This window comes from Streptomyces sp. TN58, assembly GCF_001941845.1.
Lineage (GTDB): Bacteria > Actinomycetota > Actinomycetes > Streptomycetales > Streptomycetaceae > Streptomyces.
This window is the reverse complement of record NZ_CP018870.1, coordinates 6,518,879-6,536,782: the sequence shown is the minus strand read 5'-3', so window position 1 is coordinate 6,536,782 and position 17,904 is coordinate 6,518,879. Positions and strand designations below refer to the sequence as shown.

The 17,904-nt window shown below is 72.9% G+C and carries 16 protein-coding genes; 7 read left to right on the top strand and 9 right to left on the bottom strand.

Annotated features, from left to right (window positions below; genetic code table 11):
* Nucleotides 1-8: 8 nt before the first annotated feature.
* On the bottom strand, nucleotides 9-2,252 hold the full coding sequence (locus BSL84_RS29385; RefSeq protein WP_420711121.1) for a putative bifunctional diguanylate cyclase/phosphodiesterase: 2,244 nt from the start codon (nucleotides 2,250-2,252) through the stop codon (nucleotides 9-11).
* The gene (locus BSL84_RS29380; RefSeq protein WP_075972298.1) at nucleotides 2,249-3,079 is read right to left on the bottom strand and encodes an SAM-dependent methyltransferase; all 831 of its coding nucleotides are present in this window, start codon (nucleotides 3,077-3,079) and stop codon (nucleotides 2,249-2,251) included. The genes BSL84_RS29385 and BSL84_RS29380 overlap by 4 nt, the downstream gene beginning before the upstream one ends.
* 326 nt (nucleotides 3,080-3,405) lie before the next feature.
* On the opposite strand from BSL84_RS29380, the gene BSL84_RS36265 reads away from it, so the two are divergent.
* The 3 genes from BSL84_RS36265 to BSL84_RS29370 all read left to right on the top strand — a co-directional run bounded on the left by BSL84_RS36265 (nucleotide 3,406) and on the right by BSL84_RS29370 (nucleotide 5,773).
* A complete protein-coding gene (locus BSL84_RS36265) occupies nucleotides 3,406-4,131 on the top strand; it encodes a hypothetical protein (protein WP_159393580.1) in 726 nt (241 codons plus the stop codon).
* Between the two features lie 31 nt (nucleotides 4,132-4,162).
* Nucleotides 4,163-4,933 carry a DUF4239 domain-containing protein gene (locus tag BSL84_RS29375; protein ID WP_045321174.1) on the top strand — a complete coding sequence of 257 codons (771 nt, stop codon included), beginning with the start codon at nucleotides 4,163-4,165 and terminating at the stop codon, nucleotides 4,931-4,933.
* A 183-nt stretch (nucleotides 4,934-5,116) separates the two neighbouring features.
* On the top strand, nucleotides 5,117-5,773 hold the full coding sequence (locus tag BSL84_RS29370; RefSeq protein ID WP_075971525.1) for a hypothetical protein: 657 nt from the start codon (nucleotides 5,117-5,119) through the stop codon (nucleotides 5,771-5,773).
* A 156-nt stretch (nucleotides 5,774-5,929) separates the two neighbouring features.
* Here BSL84_RS29370 and BSL84_RS29365 read toward each other — a convergent pair whose 3' ends face one another.
* On the bottom strand, nucleotides 5,930-6,448 hold the full coding sequence (locus BSL84_RS29365) for a hypothetical protein (RefSeq protein ID WP_030032119.1): 519 nt from the start codon (nucleotides 6,446-6,448) through the stop codon (nucleotides 5,930-5,932).
* A gap of 397 nt (nucleotides 6,449-6,845) precedes the next feature.
* Here BSL84_RS29365 and BSL84_RS29360 point away from each other — a divergent pair, with 397 nt between their 5' ends.
* Entirely contained in the window at nucleotides 6,846-7,508 is a 663-nt protein-coding gene (locus BSL84_RS29360; RefSeq protein WP_075971524.1) for a class F sortase, read from the top strand.
* A 60-nt stretch (nucleotides 7,509-7,568) separates the two neighbouring features.
* Here BSL84_RS29360 and BSL84_RS29355 read toward each other — a convergent pair whose 3' ends face one another.
* Together BSL84_RS29355 and lysX are read right to left on the bottom strand one after the other, a co-directional pair.
* A complete protein-coding gene (locus BSL84_RS29355; RefSeq protein ID WP_075971523.1) occupies nucleotides 7,569-8,483 on the bottom strand; it encodes a polysaccharide deacetylase family protein in 915 nt (304 codons plus the stop codon).
* A 62-nt stretch (nucleotides 8,484-8,545) separates the two neighbouring features.
* Nucleotides 8,546-11,881, bottom strand: a complete 3,336-nt coding sequence (gene lysX, locus BSL84_RS29350; protein ID WP_075971522.1) for a bifunctional lysylphosphatidylglycerol synthetase/lysine--tRNA ligase LysX — start codon at nucleotides 11,879-11,881, stop codon at nucleotides 8,546-8,548.
* A gap of 83 nt (nucleotides 11,882-11,964) precedes the next feature.
* Between lysX and BSL84_RS29345 the strand changes: the two genes are divergently transcribed.
* Nucleotides 11,965-12,426 (top strand): universal stress protein, encoded by a 462-nt coding sequence (locus BSL84_RS29345; protein WP_030037326.1) that lies wholly within the window; start codon nucleotides 11,965-11,967, stop codon nucleotides 12,424-12,426.
* 164 nt (nucleotides 12,427-12,590) lie between these two features.
* On the opposite strand, the gene BSL84_RS29340 is transcribed toward BSL84_RS29345, so the two are convergent.
* On the bottom strand, nucleotides 12,591-13,787 hold the full coding sequence (locus BSL84_RS29340) for a CapA family protein (protein ID WP_075971521.1): 1,197 nt from the start codon (nucleotides 13,785-13,787) through the stop codon (nucleotides 12,591-12,593).
* A gap of 268 nt (nucleotides 13,788-14,055) precedes the next feature.
* Here BSL84_RS29340 and BSL84_RS29335 point away from each other — a divergent pair, with 268 nt between their 5' ends.
* Both BSL84_RS29335 and BSL84_RS29330 read left to right on the top strand, forming a co-directional pair.
* Nucleotides 14,056-14,628 (top strand): sigma-70 family RNA polymerase sigma factor, encoded by a 573-nt coding sequence (locus BSL84_RS29335; protein ID WP_045321178.1) that lies wholly within the window; start codon nucleotides 14,056-14,058, stop codon nucleotides 14,626-14,628.
* A 229-nt stretch (nucleotides 14,629-14,857) separates the two neighbouring features.
* Nucleotides 14,858-15,322 (top strand): hypothetical protein, encoded by a 465-nt coding sequence (locus BSL84_RS29330; protein WP_045321199.1) that lies wholly within the window; start codon nucleotides 14,858-14,860, stop codon nucleotides 15,320-15,322.
* Between the two features lie 3 nt (nucleotides 15,323-15,325).
* Here the strand turns inward: BSL84_RS29330 and BSL84_RS29325 are convergent, their stop codons facing one another.
* From BSL84_RS29325 to BSL84_RS29315, 3 genes are read right to left on the bottom strand one after another with little or no spacing between them, the layout of a single operon-like run.
* Nucleotides 15,326-15,712, bottom strand: coding sequence for a hypothetical protein (locus BSL84_RS29325; protein WP_075971520.1), 387 nt, complete (start codon nucleotides 15,710-15,712; stop codon nucleotides 15,326-15,328).
* Nucleotides 15,713-15,738: 26 nt separating this feature from the next.
* Complete coding sequence (locus tag BSL84_RS29320) at nucleotides 15,739-16,599, bottom strand: Fpg/Nei family DNA glycosylase (RefSeq protein ID WP_045321180.1); 861 nt, start codon at nucleotides 16,597-16,599, stop codon at nucleotides 15,739-15,741.
* 20 nt (nucleotides 16,600-16,619) lie between these two features.
* A complete protein-coding gene (locus BSL84_RS29315; protein WP_075971519.1) occupies nucleotides 16,620-17,873 on the bottom strand; it encodes a hypothetical protein in 1,254 nt (417 codons plus the stop codon).
* Nucleotides 17,874-17,904 lie beyond the last annotated feature (31 nt).

Below are 17,904 nucleotides of genomic sequence, written 5' to 3'. Positions count from 1 at the left end.
GGCGGCGGTCAGGAAGGCGTCGGCACGGCGTCGGAGAGGGACAGGGTGTGGATGCGGTCGGGGGCCCCGGGGCGGGCGTAGTACCAGCCCTGGGCGGTGTCGCAGCCGAGCGCGCGCAGCTGGGCGGCCTGTGCGCCGGTCTCCACGCCCTCGACGGTGACGGCGAGTTCGAGGCTGTGGGCCAGCGCCACGATCCCCTCCACGATCTTGACGTCGACCGGGTCGGCAGGCTGCTGCTGCATTCCCCGGGTGAAGGAGCGGTCGAGTTTGAGCACGCTGACCGGCAGGCGCCGCAGGTTGGCCAGATTGGAGTAGCCGGTGCCGAAGTCGTCGAGTGCGATGTCCACGCCGAGTTCGGCCAGCCGGCGCAGCGGCTCCAGCAGTTCGTCGTCGGCTCCTATCAGGGCCGACTCGGTGACCTCCAGGCACAGGGCGCCCGGGGCGAGGCCGGACTTCTCCAGCACCGCCACGGTGTCGGCGACCAGACCGGGGTGGTGAAGCTGGGTCGGGGAGAGGTTGACGTTGATCCGCAGGGCGGCGCCCCCGTGCTCGCGCTGCCAGACACGGGCCTGGCGGACGGCCTCCTCCAGGACCCACCGGCCGAGGGGCACGATCAGCCCGGTCCGTTCGGCGAGCGGGATGAAGCGGTCCGGGCCGAGCACCCCGTACTGCGGGTGCGACCAGCGCACCAGCGCCTCGGCGCCGTGCACGGTGCCGTCGCGCATGTGGACCAGCGGCTGGTACTCGATGAAGAACTCGCCGCGCTCCAGCGCCGCCGGCAGGGCGTTGGTCAGACCGTGCCGGGTGATGGCGCGGGCGTCGGCCTCGGCGTCGGCGAACTCGAAGCGGTTGCCGCCGGCCGCCTTGGCCCGGTACATGGTGATGTCGGCACTGCGCAGTACCTCGGCGGGGGTGCGCTCCTTGGCACGGCCCTCGACGATGCCGATGCTGCCGCGGACCGACAGCTCACGGCCCTCCAGGCGGATCGGGGCGGACAGGGCCGTCAGGATACGGACCGCGAGGTCGGTCACCTTCTGCTCGGTGTCGGAGCCGGTGGTCAGGGCGACGAACTCGTCGCCGCCGAGCCGGGCGACGACCTCGCCGGGACCGGTCGCGCAGCTCTGCAGCCGGTCGGCGACCTCCACCAGCAGCCGGTCCCCCGCCGAGTGCCCGAGGCTGTCGTTGACCGCCTTGAAACCGTCGAGGTCGAGATAGCACAGGCCGTAGCGCTCTCCCCCGGAGCCGCTGAGGGCCTTCTCCAGGCGCTCGAAGAACAGCGTCCGGTTGGGCAGTCCGGTGAGGGCGTCGTGCGTGGCCTCGTAGCGCAGGCGCAGGTTGAGCAGCCGGCGTTCGGTGGTGTCCTCCATCAGCGCCAGCTGGTACTGCGGCTTGCCCTCGGCGTCGCGCAGCAGCGACACCGTGAGGTTGGTCCAGAGCACGGTCCCGTCGTGGCGGTAGTACGGCTTCTCCACGCGGTAGCTCTCGCGCTCGCCGCGCACCAGTTCGCCGTACATCCGCCAGACGTGCGGGGTGTCGTCGGGGTGGCCCCATTCGCTGACGTTGCGGCTGCGGACGTGCCCCTCCAGCCCGCCGAACATCTGCAGAAGCGTGTCGTTGACCTCCAGGACGTTTCCGTCGAGGTCGGCGATGCCGATGCCGACGGCCGCGCCCTCGAACACCGCCCGGAAGCGTTCCTCGCTCGCGTGCAGGGCCTGCTGGGCGTCGGTGCGGGCGGTCAGCGCGGAGCGGGCGATGGCTTCCTGCTCGCTGAGGGTCCGTTCGCGCAGCGCCCGGGCGTACCCCGCGGCGAGGGCGTGCTGGAGCCGTGCGCAGCGCGAGTGGTACTCGGCGGTGGCCTCCACCCCGGAGCCTTCCAGTCCGTCCGGTCCGCAGTAGAGCACCAGGTAGGACTCGATGACGCCGAGGGTCCCGGCCAGCGCCTCGGGGTCGGTGCAGTGCACGGCGACGAGTTCGGCGCCCACCCGCTGTGCCACGGCTGCGTCGAAGGGCCGGGCGTGCAGGGCTTCGGTGAGCGTCCGGGTGAGCGGTACGAGGTGCCGTTCGAACTCGGGCCGGGTCAGCGAGGTCGCGGTGACCGGGAAGATCGCCCGTCCCCAGATCGTGGCGAAGCGGGAGATACGGTCCTCGATGCCGCCGTTGGGGGCCACCGCGGATCGCGCGGTCGGCTCGGGTGCGGCCGCGGGCGCCGCGACGGTGTTCGGCGCGCCCGCCGTCTGTGCCGGAAGTCTCACGCCCTGCGTCCCACGCCGCCGTAGCCGGAGAAGGCGTAGGGGTCTTCCGGCGTCTCGCCGTCCGCCCCGTCCTCGGAGCGGTCCGGGCGCCAGTCGGGCATGGAGACCAGGCCGGGCTCCACCATGTCGAACCCTTCGAAGAAGCGGGCGATCTGCTCCCCGGTGCGCATGACGAGGGGGTTGCGGATGTCGCGGTAGACGCCGACGGCTCCGCCCGCGACCTCCTGCGTGAGCGGGATGCCCTCGTAGGAGGCGTGGGTGAGGATCAGCAGGCTCCCGGGGGCCAGCGCGTCGCGCAGTTCTGCCACGGCGTCGTAGGGGCGGTCGGCGTCCTCCAGGAAGTGCAGGACGGCGACGAGGAGGAGTGCGACCGGCCGGTCGAGGTCGAGGAGCCGTCCGACCTCGGGGGCGGCCAGGATCTCCTTGGGCTTGCGCAGGTCGGCGGAGACGACGCCGGTGTGCTCGTCGTCCAGGAGGACGGCATGGCTGTGCGCCACGGCCACCGGATCGTGGTCGACGTAGACCACGCGGGCGCCGGGGCTGGCGGCCTGGGCGATCTCGTGGACGTTGCCGAAGGTGGGGATGCCGGAGCCGATGTCGAGGAACTGCGTGACCCCCTCGGCGACGGCGTACCGGACGGCACGGCGCATGAACGCCCGGTTCGCCTGCATGATCTTGGGCAGTCCCGGCATGAATTCCATGGCGCGTCGGGCCGCCCGGCGGTCGACCTCGAAATTGTGGGACCCGCCGAGGTAGTAATCGTAGATGCGGGACACGCTCGGCACCGAGATGTCGATGCCTGGCGGGGCCCAGGCGGGGCGCTCCATCGGGATCTCCAAGCGTTGTTCCTGCGGCGGTCCGTGCGGGGTCGGACTCCTGTCCGAGCCGAATGTACTGATCATTGACCAACAGGGCGAGCAAAAGCGGAAATTGGCGATCCGTTCTTCGTCACACACCAAAGGCGCCCGGCGGCACTTCCGGGGCAAATGAACAGTACCGACTAATCCCTTTTGGGAATTGACCGGAGGATGATCGGACTCGACTGCGGGGGCTCCGCGGCTGGCTCAAACCTTTCCGGTCGGCACTCCACCCGTTCAGGCGAACCGGGGCCGAGCCCCACGTGCGCGCGGGCGCGCGGGCCCATGCTCCCGGGGTGAACAGAGCCTGTGCCAGGCGCCTGCTGGCGGTCCCGGTCCTGCTGTGGGCGGCCTTGTCCGCCACGCCGGCCGTGGCTGATAGCAGCGCCTACGCGACGACCGACTCCGGCAACGGCGCGACCGCCGCCACAGTGGTCGCGACGACCTCCGGCGACGACCGCGGACGCGGCCCGGGTGGCGGACATCACGGTACCGGGCGGTGGTCGGAGCAACGCTCGCACCACCGCTTCGTCCACCGCTCCCACCACCGCTCCGACCACGGAGGACACCGCGGTGGCGGCCGGGGCGGAGGGCACCGCGGCCACCCCGACTGCCCGCCTCCGCCGCCACCGCCGTGCCCGCCGGAGCCGCCTCCGAAGCCCACCCCGCCGCCCGAGCCGGAGCCCACGCCGCCGAAGCCCACGCCGAAGCCCGTCCCGCCCCCGCCACCGCCGAAGCCCGCTCCCCCGCCGCCCCGGGCGGCGCCGCGGCCCGTGCCCAAGCCGGTCCTGCCCGCACCGCCACGGCCGAAGCCGGCGCCCGCCCCGCCCGTCGCGGCCGCGGCACCCCCGGCGCCACCGCCGCCCCCCGCGGTGACGGCGCCGCCGCGCAAGCCGGTGGCCCGCCCGGTGTACCGCGCCGCGACCCGCAAACCGGTCGAGCACCACATCTCGCCGGTGACCTTCACCCTGCTGACCGCGGCTCCCGCGGTGCTCGCGATCGTCGCGCTGCGCCCCCGGTGATCCGCCCACCGTCGAAAGATCTGGAGTCATCTTGTCGGAATGGCTCGTCCTGTCCCTCGCGATGGCCGCGGCGTGCGCCGTGGTGCTGTCCATCGCCTTCTTCAATCACCGCAGGATCGGCGAGGACGACGATCCGAACGAGACCCCGGACGTCATCGAGTACATGACGATGATGATCGGGGTGATCTACGCGATCGTGCTGGGCCTGGCGATCGCGGGCGTCTGGGAGGGCCGCGGAGCCGCCCAGGAGTACGTACGCCAGGAAGCGCAGGCCCTGCACGAGATCAGCGTCCGCTCGCAGGTCTACCCGGCCGAGGTCAGGGCGAGGATCCGGGCCGACGTCGACGCGTACGTCACCCACGTCGTGGACAAGGAGTGGAAGGCGATGGTCGACGAGGGCGAACTCACGGACCGCGGCGGGGAGCTGCTGGAACGTGTCCGCCGTGACGTCACCGACTACGAGCCGCAGACCGACCACGAGGGCCAGGCCTACCAGCCGCTCGTCGACCAGGTCGCGGTGGCCGACGACGCCCGCAGCGCACGCGGCGCGAGCGCCGGGGCCACGATGCCGGGGGTCGTCTGGTTCGGGCTGATCGCCGGAGCCCTGGTCACGGTGGGCCTGATCTTCACCCTGCAGATCAGGCGCTCGTTCCGGGAGCTGCTGCTGGCCGGGCTGTTCAGTGCGCTGATCGCGTTCCTGCTGTTCCTGATCTGGGACTTCGACGCGCCGTTCGGGCGGGGCCTCTCGGCCACCGCCGAACCGTTCCTCACACAGTTCTCGCACCTGGATCTCGGCGGCTGAGTCCGCCCGGCAAACCGGGGACGGGCCTCCCGTCCCCGGTTCGGCCTACGGCCGTGACCCGTTCGCCCGTTCCTGATCGCGGGCCCCGGCACCCGCACCTAGCGTGGCGGACATCGAGGCGCACGACCCCCCACGTGCGGAAACCGTTCCGCGGCTGCTCCTCGGGGATCCGGAGAATCAACCATGGGTGCGATACGTACCTCCGCCACCGCCCTGCTGAGTGCCGGCGCCACGTTCGCCGTGCTCACCCTCGGAGCCCTCGGAGCGCCCGCCGCGTTCGCGGCCGGGGCCCGCTCCGAAGCCCAGGCCATACCCGAGACCGAGCAGTACGCCGAGAAGTACACCGGTCAGCGGGCCGACAAGCGGGCCCGGCAGGTCACTTCGTTCGGCTTCACCCTCACCCCCTCGACCGTCGCCCCCGGCGGCCAGGTGGTACTCGCGGTCAGCGGCTGCAACGCCGCCTACTCCACTGCCTCCTCCGGTGTCTTCGACACCGTGAGCATCGCGCGCGGCCAGACCGTACGGGTCACCGTGGACCGGGACGCCCGGCCCGGAGCCCTCTACTCCGTCTCCTTCACGTGCAACGGGGAGACCGGCTCGGCCGACCTGACGATCGCCGGCGGCACGACCAGGCCCACGACGAGTTCCACGCGGACGGGCACCGCCACCGCCCCGGCCCCCGTCACGACCGGTGCGTCCCTGGGTGTCCGCGGCGGCCTGGGCGGCAGCGTGGCCGGCATGGACCCGCTGGAACTCGGCGCCGGAGCCGGACTCTTCCTCGCCGCCGCGGGCGCTACCGCCTACGCCCTGCGCCGCAGGGCATCCGGCCGCGGGCACTGAGCCCCCCGCAGCCGCCCTTCCACCGCCGGTCGCCCCGGATCCTCTGGGAGGACTCGGGGCGACCGGCGGGAGCGGGCAGTGGCCGACGCGGACGGTTGGCCGACGCGGACGGACGGCTGGGGCGGACGGTGGGCGACCGACCGTGAGGGCCGACGGTCAGCTCCGGCCGCGGAGCGGACGGCGCCGACGCAACACGTGGGCGCCCGCGCCCAGCGCGGAGGCGCCGACCAGGCCTGCGCCGATGGCCGTCTCGGCGGTGGACGGGCCGAAGGATCCGCCGATACCGCCCTGCGAGGGGTTGCCCTGCAGGATCCGGAAGCGGGCCGTCGCGATGAGGTCGCTGTCGTTGCACTTGACCGACAGCGTGTGGGTGCCCGGAGAGGCGTGGTTGAAGATCCGCACGGTCGCGAACCCGATCGATCCGGGCGACAGGTTGGCCGGGGAAAAGTTGCCGTGCGAGGTGACGGTACCGCCGTGACCGCAGCCCGCCGCGCTCACCTGCATCGTGGACCCCTGGTGCACGGCGAACGGGTTCACCGAGACGTTGCTGGGGCCCCTCCCACCCCCGTTCCCACCCCGGCCCCCGGGGTCCTGGTTCGCGGAGGCGAGCGGGGCACTGAGGCCGAGGGCGGCACAGGCTGCCGCCGTCACGGTAAGAGCGCGCAAGACACGCATGGTGGAACCTCCAGCGGAAAGCGCCCCGGAGCGTCGGCCCCGGATGATCGACGAGAACGCCTCCCACGTCGAACCCTCCGGTCGTACCGCAATCTCCGCATGTCCGGCTTTGGGCCGCCCGGTTGAGCGACACGCCGAGGCACGGGCCGCCGCGCTGACGGATCCGCAGGTCACGACCCGTCAGGCATTCATGTGACGATTACCTGGATGGGCGCATCCCTTCCGGCCCCCACCCGGCCCTCTTCCGGCCCCTTCCGGCTCCCGCCGCGGCCGCGGCCACCCGTTCGCCCCTCCCCCCTCGCCGACCTGCCGCCCCGGCCTTAGCGTGCGTGACGTAGGGCGTACAGGGGTGGGACGGGAACGCGGGTCGGGACCCCCGCGTCGGGAAGGGAGAACGATGGGCGAGGACGAGACAGGGCAGTCACGCAAACGCTCACCGTGGGGCGTCATCGCCCTGGTCATGCTCAGCGGCCTCGCCATGGTGCGAAACGGCGTGGACATCGACGACGGACCGCCCCAGCCCACCGCGGCCTCGGCCGTCGCGGTGACGGCCGACCAGTTGCCGGCGAATCCGCCGACGCCGCCCGCGGACATGGAGCTGCTGGAGCACTCCTCCGTGCAGCGCATCCGGATCCCCACGATCAACGTGGACGCGCCGGTGATGACGGTCGGGCTGGACGCGGAGGGCTGGATCGACGCCCCGCCGCCGCAGGACCGCAACCTCGCGGGCTGGTACCTCAACGGCATCTCGCCGGGGCAGCGGGGCTCGGCGGTGATCGTGGGCCACGTGGACAACGCGCAGGGCCCGGCGGTCTTCTACGGCCTGGGCTCGGTCAAACCGGGCAACCGCATCGAGGTGGAGCGCTACGACGGGCGCACTGCGGTGTTCGAGGTGTACGGAGTGGAGGTGTTCTCCAAGGAGGCCTTCCCCGGAGCCCGCGTGTACGGGGACACCGGACACGCGGAACTGCGCGTGATCACATGCGGCGGCGCCTACTCCAAGGCGCGCGGGTACGACGGCAACGTGGTCGTCTTCGCGCGGATGGTCGAGGTCCGCTGAACGGTGGGGCCGGGAGGCACTCCCGGCCCCACCCCCGTCCTCCCCAGCCGCGCTCCGCGCTCAGTGCGGCGCCACGCCGGACAGCGTCGGCAGCGTCATCCGGTAGCCCCGCGCGAGCAGTTGGGGCAGGTAGGAGGCGATGGCCTGGACGCTCTGCGTCCGGTCGCCGCCCGCGTCGTGCGACAGGACGATCGCGCGGGGGCCCGCTCCGCGCATGACCCGGGAGACGATCGTGGTCACGCCGGGCTCCTCCCAGTCCAGGCTGTCCACGGTCCAGGCGAGCGGTTCCATCCCCAGCTCGGCCCCGATCTCGAAGGCCGCCCGGTTCCACGCCCCGTAGGGTGCCCGGAACCACTGCGGCGCCTCTCCGACGGCCTGCTGTACGACCTCGCTCGTGCGGCCGATCTCGGCGGCGAGGGCGGGCCGGCTGAGCTTCGGGATGAGCGGGTGGGTCCAGGTGTGGTTGCCGATGACGTGTCCCTCGGCGGCCATCCGGCGCAGCAGGTCCCGGTTCTCCGCGGCCATCTCCCCGCAGACGAAGAACATGGCGCGCACGCCGTACCGGCCGAGGGTGTCGAGGATGGCCGGGGTGTAGCGGGGGTCCGGCCCGTCGTCGAAGGTCAGCACCATCGCGCTGTGGGCGCTCGCCTCGGCCGGGAGTTCCAGGATGGGCCGGGTCCGCACCGCCGGTTTCACGGCGGCCGGGCGGGCAGGGGCGTCCGCCGTCATGGGGCGCAGCCGGTAGGACTTCTCGGGCAAGGCCCGGGGGAGGGATCCGGGCGCCCCCGCCGCGGGGTTCGGGCCGGGCCCGGCGGCGGACCCCGGTGCGCCGCCCGCTCCCGGCAGGCCGGACGTTCCGGGCGTACCGCCCTCGCTGCCGTTACCGGTGGTGATCAGTCCCGCTGCGGCGACTCCGAGGAAGACGGCGGTGCGCAGGAGCACGCGCCGCCCTACTGTCGGCTCGTCATTTTTCATTATTACTACGTATCAACGACATCCCCACAGATGTCGAGAGGCGCGGACGCGCCCCGCCCCGCTCACTCGGGCGGACCAGCCGCGCTCGCGGTCAGCCGCGTCCTCACCAGGGGGAAGGGGAGGGTTTCGCGGATCGTCAGGCCCGTGAGGAACATGACGAGGCGGTCGACGCCGATGCCGAGGCCGCCGGTCGGGGGCATCGCGTATTCGAGGGCGTCCAGGAAGTCGTTGTCGAGTTCCATGGCCTCGGGGTCGCCGCCGGCGGCGAGCAGGGACTGGGCGGTGAGCCTGCGCCGCTGTTCGACGGGGTCGGTCAGCTCCGAGTAGGCGGTGCCGAGTTCGGTGCCGAAGGCGACGAGGTCCCACCGCTCGGCGAGCCGGGGGTCCTTGCGGTGCTGGCGGGTGAGCGGGGAGACGTCGGTCGGGAAGTCCTTGTAGAAGGTGGGGAGTTTCGTCCGTTCCTCCACCAGCCGCTCGTACATCTCCAGGACCACGTCGCCGCGGGTGTCCTCCGGTCGGTGCGGCACCTTGGCCCGGTCGCAGAGGCGGCGCAGCACGTGCTCCTCGGTGTCGGCGTCGACCTCCTCGCCGAGGGCCTCGCTGATGGCGCCGTACATGGTCTTGACGGGCCAGGTCCCGGAGATGTCGTGGGCGACGAGCTTGCCGTCGGCGTCCGCCTTGTGCGCGACGGCGGATCCGTAGGCCGCGGTGGCGGCCGTCTGGATCAGTTCGCGGGTGAGGTCGAGCATGACGTCGTAGTCGGCGAAGGCCTGGTAGGCCTCCAGCATCGTGAACTCGGGGTTGTGCTTGTAGGAGACGCCCTCGTTGCGGAAGGTGCGGCCCATCTCGAAGACCTTCTCCATGCCGCCGACGCAGAGCCGTTTGAGGTACAGCTCGGGCGCGATGCGCAGGTACAGGTCGAGGTCGTAGGCGTTGATGTGGGTGCGGAAGGGCCGGGCGTTGGCGCCGCCGTGGATCTGCTGGAGCATCGGGGTCTCGACCTCCAGGTATCCGCGGTCGAGGAGGCCCTGGCGCAGGGCCTGGACCGCGCTGGAGCGGGCCCGTACGACGTCGCGCGCCTCGGGGCTGGCGACGAGGTCGAGGTAGCGGCGGCGGACGCGGGCCTCCGGGTCGGCGAGGCCCTTGCGCTTGTCGGGCAGGGGGCGCAGGCACTTGCCGGTGAGCTGCCAGGAACGGACCACCAGGGAGAGCTCGCCGGTCCTGCTGGCGCCCGGCTCGCCGGTCACGAGCACATGGTCGCCGAAGTCGACCTGGGAGGTGAAGGAGTCGAGCACTTCGGCGCCGGACTCGTCGCGGGTGAGCATGAGCTGTATGTCGCCGGACCAGTCGCGCAGGACGGCGAAGACGACGCCGCCGAGGTCGCGTACGAGCATCACGCGCCCGGCGAGGGTGGCGGGCTCGGTGGTGCGGGCGCCGGGCGGGTGGCCGGGGTGGGCCGCCTTCAGCTGGGCGACGGTGTGGGTGCGCAGGCGGATCCCGACCGGGTAGGGGTCGGTGCCGGCGGCCCGGAGGCGGTCGAGTTTGGCGTGGCGGACGCGTACCTGTTCGGGCAGCCGCTCGACGGGGACGCCGGGCAGTTCCTCCTCCACCGCGTCGAGGCCCAGGGATTCGATGGGGGGCAGTCCCTCGGTGGTGGCGGGGGCGGTGACGCCTCCCTTGGGATGGCCGTTGCCCCAGAGGGTGCGCAGGCTGGGTACGGAGACGAAGCCCTCGGCGATGCCGGAGGCGAGGCTGACCCGGGCGAGCGAGCCGGCGTCCTGGTAGCAGAGGAACCGCGGGTACCACTCGGGGCCGTACTTGACGTTGGAGCGGTACAGCGCCTCCAGCTGCCACCAGCGGGAGAAGAAGAGCAGCAGCTTGCGCCACACCTTGAGGACGGGGCCGGCGCCGATGCGTCCGCCCTCCTCGAAGGCGGAGCGGAAGACGGCGAAGTTGAGGGAGATGCGGCGCACTCCGAGGCCGGGGGCGGCGGCGCACAGTTCGGCGACCATGAACTCCATGACCCCATTGGGCGCGGCGCGGTCGCGGCGCATCAGGTCCAGGGAGATACCGTCCCTGCCCCAGGGGACGAAGGAGAGCAAGGCGATCAGCTCGCCCTGCTCGTCGAAGGCCTCGACCAGCAGGCAGTCGCCGTCCGCCGGGTCGCCGAGCCGGTCCAGGGCCATGGAGAAGCCGCGTTCGGTCTCGGTGTCGCGCCAGCGGTCCGCCCGGTCGATGATGGTCCGCATCTCGTCTTCGGAGAGGGCCGAGTGGCGGCGGATGAGGGTGGTGGCGCCGGCCCGCTTCACGCGGTTGACGGCCTGACGGGTGACGCGCATGTCGCGGCCGTCGAGGTCGAACTGGGCGACGTGCAGGATGGCCTCGTCGCCCAGTTGGAGTGCGCTCAGGCCGGAGCGGGCGTAGGCGGTGGCGCCGGCCTCGGACGCGCCCATCACGGCGGGCTGCCAGCCGTAGCGGCCGGCCACGGCGAGCCAGGCGTCGATGGCGGGGGTCCAGGCGGCGGGGTCGCCCACCGGGTCGCCGCTGGCGAGGCAGACGCCGGCTTCGACGCGGTAGGTGACGCCGGCCCTGCCGTTGGGGGCGAAGACGACGGCCTTGTCGCGCCGGGTGGCGAAGTAGCCGAGGGAGTCGGACCGGCCGTACGCGCCGAGGAGGGCCCGGATGCGGGGTTCCTCGTCGCCGTGCAGGGCGGCGGTCATGCGCTGGGAGCGGAAGAGGGTCGCGGCGGCGTTCAGCAGGGCGACGGCGCCGAAGAGGCCGAGGAGGAAGTACAGGGGCCTGGGCGGGCGGCCGTCGAACTGCCGGGCCGAGAAGAGGCCGCCGAAGACCTGTTTGGCGGCCCAGTCCAGCCATTGGCCGCGGGGCAGGGAGCCGGGGAAGAGCGCGACGAGGGCCCAGCCGAGGAGGACGGCGGCGAGCATGCCGAGGCCCAGCACGACCAGGGCGTGCCAGAGGGCGCCCGGCCGGGACGCGGCGTAGAACTCCCTGCGGGCGGCGATGAGTACGGCCATGGCGGCGACGGCCAGGGCCATCGAGGAGACGCCGATCCAGTAGTCGCCGACGGCGATGTCCAGGAGGTCGTCGACGATCAGCAGGGCCAGATAGGTGACGACCATCCACCAGGCGACCTTCTTGCGGGTGCCGAGGGCCGCGGCGAAGAGGAAGAGGAAGACGGCGTAGGCGAGGTTGGCGCTGACCGGTACGACGATCAGGTCGAGGAACCGCACGACGTGCCGCAGGATCCGTCGCAGCGCCGGGGAGAGCGAGAGCAGTGCGCACAGCAGGCCGATCGTCCCGAAGAACGCGCCGAACCCGTCGGGCACCCGGTTCAGGAAGCGGCTGCGGGTTCCGTGTGTCTCCTCCACGGTGGCACTCATGGTTCGCACTCTAGGGAGGGGTGCGCCGGTGCGCGCGCCGAGCGGCCGGGGGCCGCCGGCACGCAGGCGCCTATCCTCGCAGGGTGACGGAGCACGTGAACACGGGATTCGAACGCGGTACCGACGGCCCGAAGGTGATCCTGGCCGGGGTGGACGGTTCGGAGTCCTCGCTGCGGGCGGCGGCCTACGCGGCCGGCCTGGCGCGGCGGCAGAACGCCCTGCTGGCGCTGGTGTACGTCCAGCCGGTGGTGCCGGCCGGGGCGGCGCTGGGCGCGCCCGTGGCCGACACCACCGGGGAGATCGCCGAGGGTCTGGTGGCCGAGATCCGCGAGTCGGCGGAGCGGCTCAGGGGCATCTACGAGGTGCGCTGGGAGTTCCACACCTTCCGCGGCGACCCCTACGCCGGCCTGGTGAGCGCGGCGCGGGAGCTGATGGCCGACGCGGTGGTGGTGGGCGCCTCGGAGCAGGCGGGCCACCGCATCATCGGCTCGGTGGCGATCCGCCTGGTCAAGGCGGGCCGCTGGCCGGTAACCGTGGTCCCCTGACCGTCGCCCACACGCCCACCCCGGGCCCGGGCGAGTGAGCCGAAGGGGCGCGCCGGGGGAACAGGTCCGAGCGCGCGGAGGAAACCGCGAGGCACGAGCGGTTTTCGAGCACGCACGGACCTGTGAGCCCGGCACAAGGCGCCCCGGAGGCGAACCGAGCCTCTTCAAGAGGCGGCCACCAGGCCGTCCTTGGCGGCGCCGCGGCTGAGGACCGCCTCGGTGATCTCGTCCCGGGCGGTTTCGTAGTCCTCCCTGCCGGGGTCCTTCGCCAGGGCGTCGGGGAGGTGGACGACGCGGCCGGCGGACAGGTCCATCATCTGCGGTACGAACTCCGCCTTGGTGACCTGCCAGCGCTGCCCGGCCGCGGCCGGCGGGGCGAAGGTGAAGCGGCCGATCGAGCCGTAGTTGCCGCGCAGGTCGCGCGCGCCCGTGTGGTTGAACATCTCGCCGGCGACCTGGTCGCCCATGCCGTAGACGATCCAGGTCCCGTTGACCTTCTCGTAGGGCTGCGGGATGTGCGCGTGGGTGCCGAGGATGAGGTCGATGTCGGGCCGGCCGGCGGTCTGCGAGGCGGTGAGCGCCCTGCCCAGCTCGATCTGTGTCTCGTCCGGTTCGGTCTGCCATTCGGTGCCCCAGTGGAGGCTTACCAGCACGACGTCGGCGCCTGCCTTCCGGGCGGCTCTGGCATCCGCGACGATCTTGTCCTGCTTCATCAGGTTGACCGCCCACGGCCGGCCGTCGGGCAGCGGGTAGCCGTTGGTGTCGTAGGTGTAGGCGAGGTGCGCGACCTTGGCCGAGCCGGCCGTGTAGGTGGTCGTCTTGGCCGCCTCGGCCGCCGTACGGGCCGATCCGGCGTGCCGCAGGCCGACCTTGTCGAAGCGGTCGAGGGTGCGGCCCAGCCCGGCGGCGCCGTCGTCGAGGGTGTGGTTCGAGGCGGTGGAGCAGCCGTCGTAACCGGTGTCCTTGAGGCCGTCGGCGACCTGCGGCGGGGACTTGAAGGCCGGGTAGCCGGAGAAGGGTCCACCTTCCTCACCGTAGATGGTCTCCATGTGGCAGAGGGCGAGGTCGGCCCCGGAGACGACGGCCTTGACGCCGGAGAACATCGGCCTGAAGTCGTAGCCGTCGTCCTGCGCGTCGTCCGCGGCTCGCCGGATGACCGAGGTGTGCGGCAGTACGTCGCCGCTCGCGACCAGCGTGAAGCCCTTGCCGGCGGGCGCCCCGCCGGCGCTGGAGGGGGTCGGCGGGCCGGAGTTCCCGAGGCGGGCCGGGGCGGTGTCCCCGGCGGCCGAGCATCCCGCCGCCGCGGACAGCAGGAGGGCGGAGAGCAGGGCGGCCGCTCGCGGCCGGGTGCGCGTGGTCATCAATCAGGCTCCCCATTTATATGACTATCTGACATGTCATCATCTGCAATCCATACAACAACACGCGGTAAGTCAAGGACCGGATCCGCGCCCGCCGGCGAAGCCACTCCCACGGCGGACACGGCGCGGCCTGCCGTTCGCCGCGCCGTTCGACCGTTCACCGCCCGGCACGGCCGCCCGTCGGACCACCGGGGTGCTTGGGCGCAACACCGGGGCGGAACGGTTCCGGGTCGGCTCTGCGCAGGTCAGGGTGGACGGGGCGCCACCCATGGACCCCCGCGCACCCCGGAAGGAGCCACTCGTGCCGCTCTCCCCACCCCTCCCGCGTACGGATCCCGAGGCCCTGGCGGAACTCCAGCGCGACCACGGGCGGGCCCTGTTCGGATTCCTGGTCGGCCTCACCGCCGGCGACGCCCAGCGCGCGGAGGACCTCGTACAGGAGACCCTCGTACGGGTCTGGCAGCACCCGGAGGCCTTGGCCAGCGGACACGACTCGATGCGCCCCTGGCTGTTCACGGTGGCCCGGCGGCTCGCGATCGACGCCCGGCGGGCCCGGCTGTCACGGCCGCTGGAAGTGGATCCCGAGGGGCTGGAGCAGGCACCCTCCGCCGAGGACGCGGTGGCCGGGTCGGTCACGGCGATCGACGTCCGGCGGGCCGTGGGGTCCCTGGGGCCGGAGCACCGCGAGGTGCTGCTCCAGGTCTACTTCCGGGACCGTTCGGTGGCCGAAGCCGCCGCCGAGCTCGGCATCCCGGCCGGGACGGTCAAGTCCCGCACCTACTACGCCCTGCGCGCCTTGAGGAAGGACCTCCAGGGGTACGGCTACGGCCTCGGCGCCTGAGCACCGTCTCCCGCGAACGGGTCCCGGATCGCCGCGAAGGGATGCGGACCGGACACAAAGCGCATCGAATGCGACAGAACACTGTCCAAGTTGAGTAAACATCCCCCGCCGTGTCAGCCGCGCGGTGAAGGCTCGGGCTGACGAACGGGACGCTCGACGCGCGGGAGAAGGTGGAACGGTGCAGCCCGAGGGTACGAACGGCACCAGCGACGGTGGGCTCGCGGTGCCCATGGCCTGGCTCTATGCCGAGTACATCGCCGACGAACTGCTGCGGACCGGCCGGCTGATCCCGGTCAGCACCCTGGAGTTCCGGGCCGGACGGGACACGCTCGCCCTGACCGTCTACCTCTCCGACGCCGCCGGCGAGCTCTCCGGGATCCGTGTGGTCTCGCAACTCGACGAGTGGCTGTCGCTGACGGCGTACGGTCACCCGTGGCGCGACTGGGTACACACCCGCTTCCTCGACCTCGGCGAGGCGGCCCGGGAACGCGGCCGCGGCGAGGACCCCGACCTGGAACTGGCCCGGGCCGCCTGGCGCTGGCTGGACGGCACCGAGCTGTTCGCCACCAACCTCGATCCGGGGCGGCAGGGTCACCCCGACAACCCGGCCGGACTCGACGAGAACGCGCGCGTGTGGACCCCCGCCTGGCAGCTCGGGCTGCCCCTGGGCCACTTGGCGATGCACCTCTTCTGACGGCTACGGCCTGTCTCCCGGGTCCATCACCAGACCCGTGAAATCGGCCTCGTTGCGCTCCGCCCGGCGGACGTACCACCGGGCGATCAGCCACATCACCGGATACACCAGCAGCCCCAGCACCAGCCAGACCAGCAGGCCCGGCCTGGCCCCCGGCGCGGCGAACAGCAGGGGCAGGGCTCCGACCAGCGAAACCAGGGCGGCCAGCGCCCCGAGGCCCGTGCGCAGCTGGCTGCGCATGAGGGCCCGTACGTAGGTGGCGCCGAGGGTGGTGTGCTCGGAGATCTCCGAACGGGCCGGGGTGTGCGCGGGCGCCCGGCGGCGAGCGCCCCGGGGCATCCCGGTGACGATCTCGCGCCGGGGCGGCGACTGCTGCTGCTCCTCGGCCATGGTGCGGGAGTCTACGCAGCGCCCCGCTATTTGAGGAGGCGTGAGAGCCGCCGGTCGGCGAGCGGCTTCCCGCCGGTCTGGCAGGTGGGGCAGTACTCCAGCGAGGAGTCGGCGAAGGAGACCGAGCGGATGGTGTCCCCGCACACCGGGCACGGCTCGCCGGCCCGGCCGTGTACGCGCAGCCCGCTCTTCTTCTCGGCCTTGAGCTTCCCGGCGGCGACCCCGTGCGCCCGGGCGACCGCTTCGCGCAGGGTTTCCCGGACGGCGGCGTACAGCTGTGTGACCTGCTCCTCGTCGAAGGAAGAGGCGAGCTTGAACGGCGACACCCGGGCGGCGTGCAGGATCTCGTCGCTGTAGGCGTTGCCGATTCCGGCGATGACGCTCTGGTCCCGCAGGACGCCCTTGATCTGGCGGCGCTCCCCCGCGAGGAGGCCGGCGAAGGCGTCCCGGTCGAAGGAGTCGGCGAGCGGATCGGGGCCGAGGCGGGCGATTCCGGGCACCTCGCCCGGGTCGTGGACCACGTACACGGCGAGCCGCTTCTGGGTGCCGGCCTCGGTGAGGTCGAAGCCGCCTCCGCCCTCCAGTGTGACGCGGAGGGCCAGCGGGCCCTTGCCGGGCCGGGGCGGCTGGGCCGGCAGGGTCTCCTGCCAGCGCAGCCAGCCGGCGCGGGCCAGGTGGGTGACGAGGTGGAGGTCGCCGATCCGCAGGTCGAGGAACTTCCCGTGGCGGGCGACGGCTCCGGCGGGCTGCCCTTCGAGGGCGCTCGGCGGCGGGTCGTACGTCTTGAGCACGCTCACCGCGAGCGGGAGGACGCGCTCGACCACCCGCCCGGTGAGGTGCTCGTCGAGGTACTCCCGCAGGGCCTCGACCTCGGGCAGCTCCGGCATGGTCCCAGCCTGCCGCCGCCTCAGGCGAAACGCGAGCTGGGAACGGGCCCGGGTGACGCGATCCGGTCCCGCGGCGCCGCGAGCCAGCCGGGGGCGACGCCTGCGGCGAAGGCGCGGAAGGCCTCGTCCGGGTCGGGCGGCGCCGCTCCGTCGCCGCCGTCGGGGGCGGGGTCGGCGGCGGCGACGTCCCGGGCGATCTCCTCCTCGGGCCGGTCGTCGTCCCGCCAGGGCGGGACGACGACCTGGCACAGCAGCGTGCTGAAGTCGGCGCTCACCGCGGGCGGCCCGGTCCAGCAGGTGGCGTGCTCGGACAGGATCTGGCCGTCGGCGCGCGCGTGCAGGGTGCGGACGAGGTCCGGGTCGGCCTTGGCCAGGTCGTACGCGACGACGAGGGTGTCCGCGCGGTCCGGCCGGTAGGGGACGGCGGGCAGGCCGAGCACCGCGGCGGCGGCGAGGCCGAGGATCCGGTCGGAACGGCCGGGCAGCAGCGAGACGCACCCGGGGCGGCGCCCGGCGGCGTCCAGGGCGAGCCCGAGGCGGGCCAGCCCCTGGCGGCACAGCTGGAGGGTGTCGCCGAGGTAGGCGTACCGGCCGGTCATCCCGGCGTCCCAGCCGTACGGGGACAGGGTGCCGAGCAGTCCGCCCGTGAGGCCGTAGTGCCAGCCGCGCAGGTCCGCCGGGCCGAGCGGGTCGGGGTGTCCGGCGCTCCGCTGGGCGCGGCGGGCCTGGCCGCTGCGCAGGACCTGGCGGGTCTGGCGCTGCCGGGCGGGCGCCCACTGCGGGTCCTCGGGGGCCGGCAGACCCACCAGCAGGCTCTCGGCGGTGTCCAGGTCGCCGGCGAACAGGGTGTTGTGCACGAGGAGGTACGTCTCGGGCCAGGCGGGCAGCCGGTCCCCGCGGGCGGCGAGCAGTGCGGCGGCCTCGGTGTGCCGGTGCTCGTCCTCCAGGGCGGAGACCAGCTCGGCGAGGAGCGTGCGCGAGTCGGGGAGCAGTCCGAGGGCTTCGCGCAGGGGCGCGACGGCGAGGAAGGCGATGCCCCGCTCGACGCAGGCGTACCCGAAGTCGTAGAGGGCCTGCGGTTCGTGGCTTCGCTTGGCGGCTTTGCGGGCGGCGTCGGCCAGGTCCTTGAACCCGGCCTTCTCGGCGAGGGCCCTGGTGGCCTTGGCGAGTTCGGCGATCGGTGCGGTCTCGGCGTGCGGCCGCAGGGATCGTACGGCTCCGGGCAGGTCGTCCTGCTTCAGCAGTCGGCGTACTTCGTCCATGGTGTCGGTCATCGCCGCTGATCCTCACGGACCCGGCACCGTC

Coding starts and splice junctions, on each gene's coding strand:
- BSL84_RS29330 (WP_045321199.1), top strand. CDS start 14,858: ATGGCCTGGCTCTATGCCGAGTACATCGCCGACGAACTGCTGCGGACC.
- BSL84_RS29355 (WP_075971523.1), bottom strand. CDS start 8,483: ATGAAAAATGACGAGCCGACAGTAGGGCGGCGCGTGCTCCTGCGCACC.
- lysX (WP_075971522.1), bottom strand. CDS start 11,881: ATGAGTGCCACCGTGGAGGAGACACACGGAACCCGCAGCCGCTTCCTG.
- BSL84_RS29315 (WP_075971519.1), bottom strand. CDS start 17,873: ATGACCGACACCATGGACGAAGTACGCCGACTGCTGAAGCAGGACGAC.
- BSL84_RS29320 (WP_045321180.1), bottom strand. CDS start 16,599: ATGCCGGAGCTGCCCGAGGTCGAGGCCCTGCGGGAGTACCTCGACGAG.
- BSL84_RS29335 (WP_045321178.1), top strand. CDS start 14,056: ATGGACCCCCGCGCACCCCGGAAGGAGCCACTCGTGCCGCTCTCCCCA.
- BSL84_RS29365 (WP_030032119.1), bottom strand. CDS start 6,448: ATGCGTGTCTTGCGCGCTCTTACCGTGACGGCGGCAGCCTGTGCCGCC.
- BSL84_RS29340 (WP_075971521.1), bottom strand. CDS start 13,787: ATGACCACGCGCACCCGGCCGCGAGCGGCCGCCCTGCTCTCCGCCCTC.
- BSL84_RS29380 (WP_075972298.1), bottom strand. CDS start 3,079: ATGGAGCGCCCCGCCTGGGCCCCGCCAGGCATCGACATCTCGGTGCCG.
- BSL84_RS29360 (WP_075971524.1), top strand. CDS start 6,846: ATGGGCGAGGACGAGACAGGGCAGTCACGCAAACGCTCACCGTGGGGC.
- BSL84_RS29370 (WP_075971525.1), top strand. CDS start 5,117: ATGGGTGCGATACGTACCTCCGCCACCGCCCTGCTGAGTGCCGGCGCC.
- BSL84_RS29325 (WP_075971520.1), bottom strand. CDS start 15,712: ATGGCCGAGGAGCAGCAGCAGTCGCCGCCCCGGCGCGAGATCGTCACC.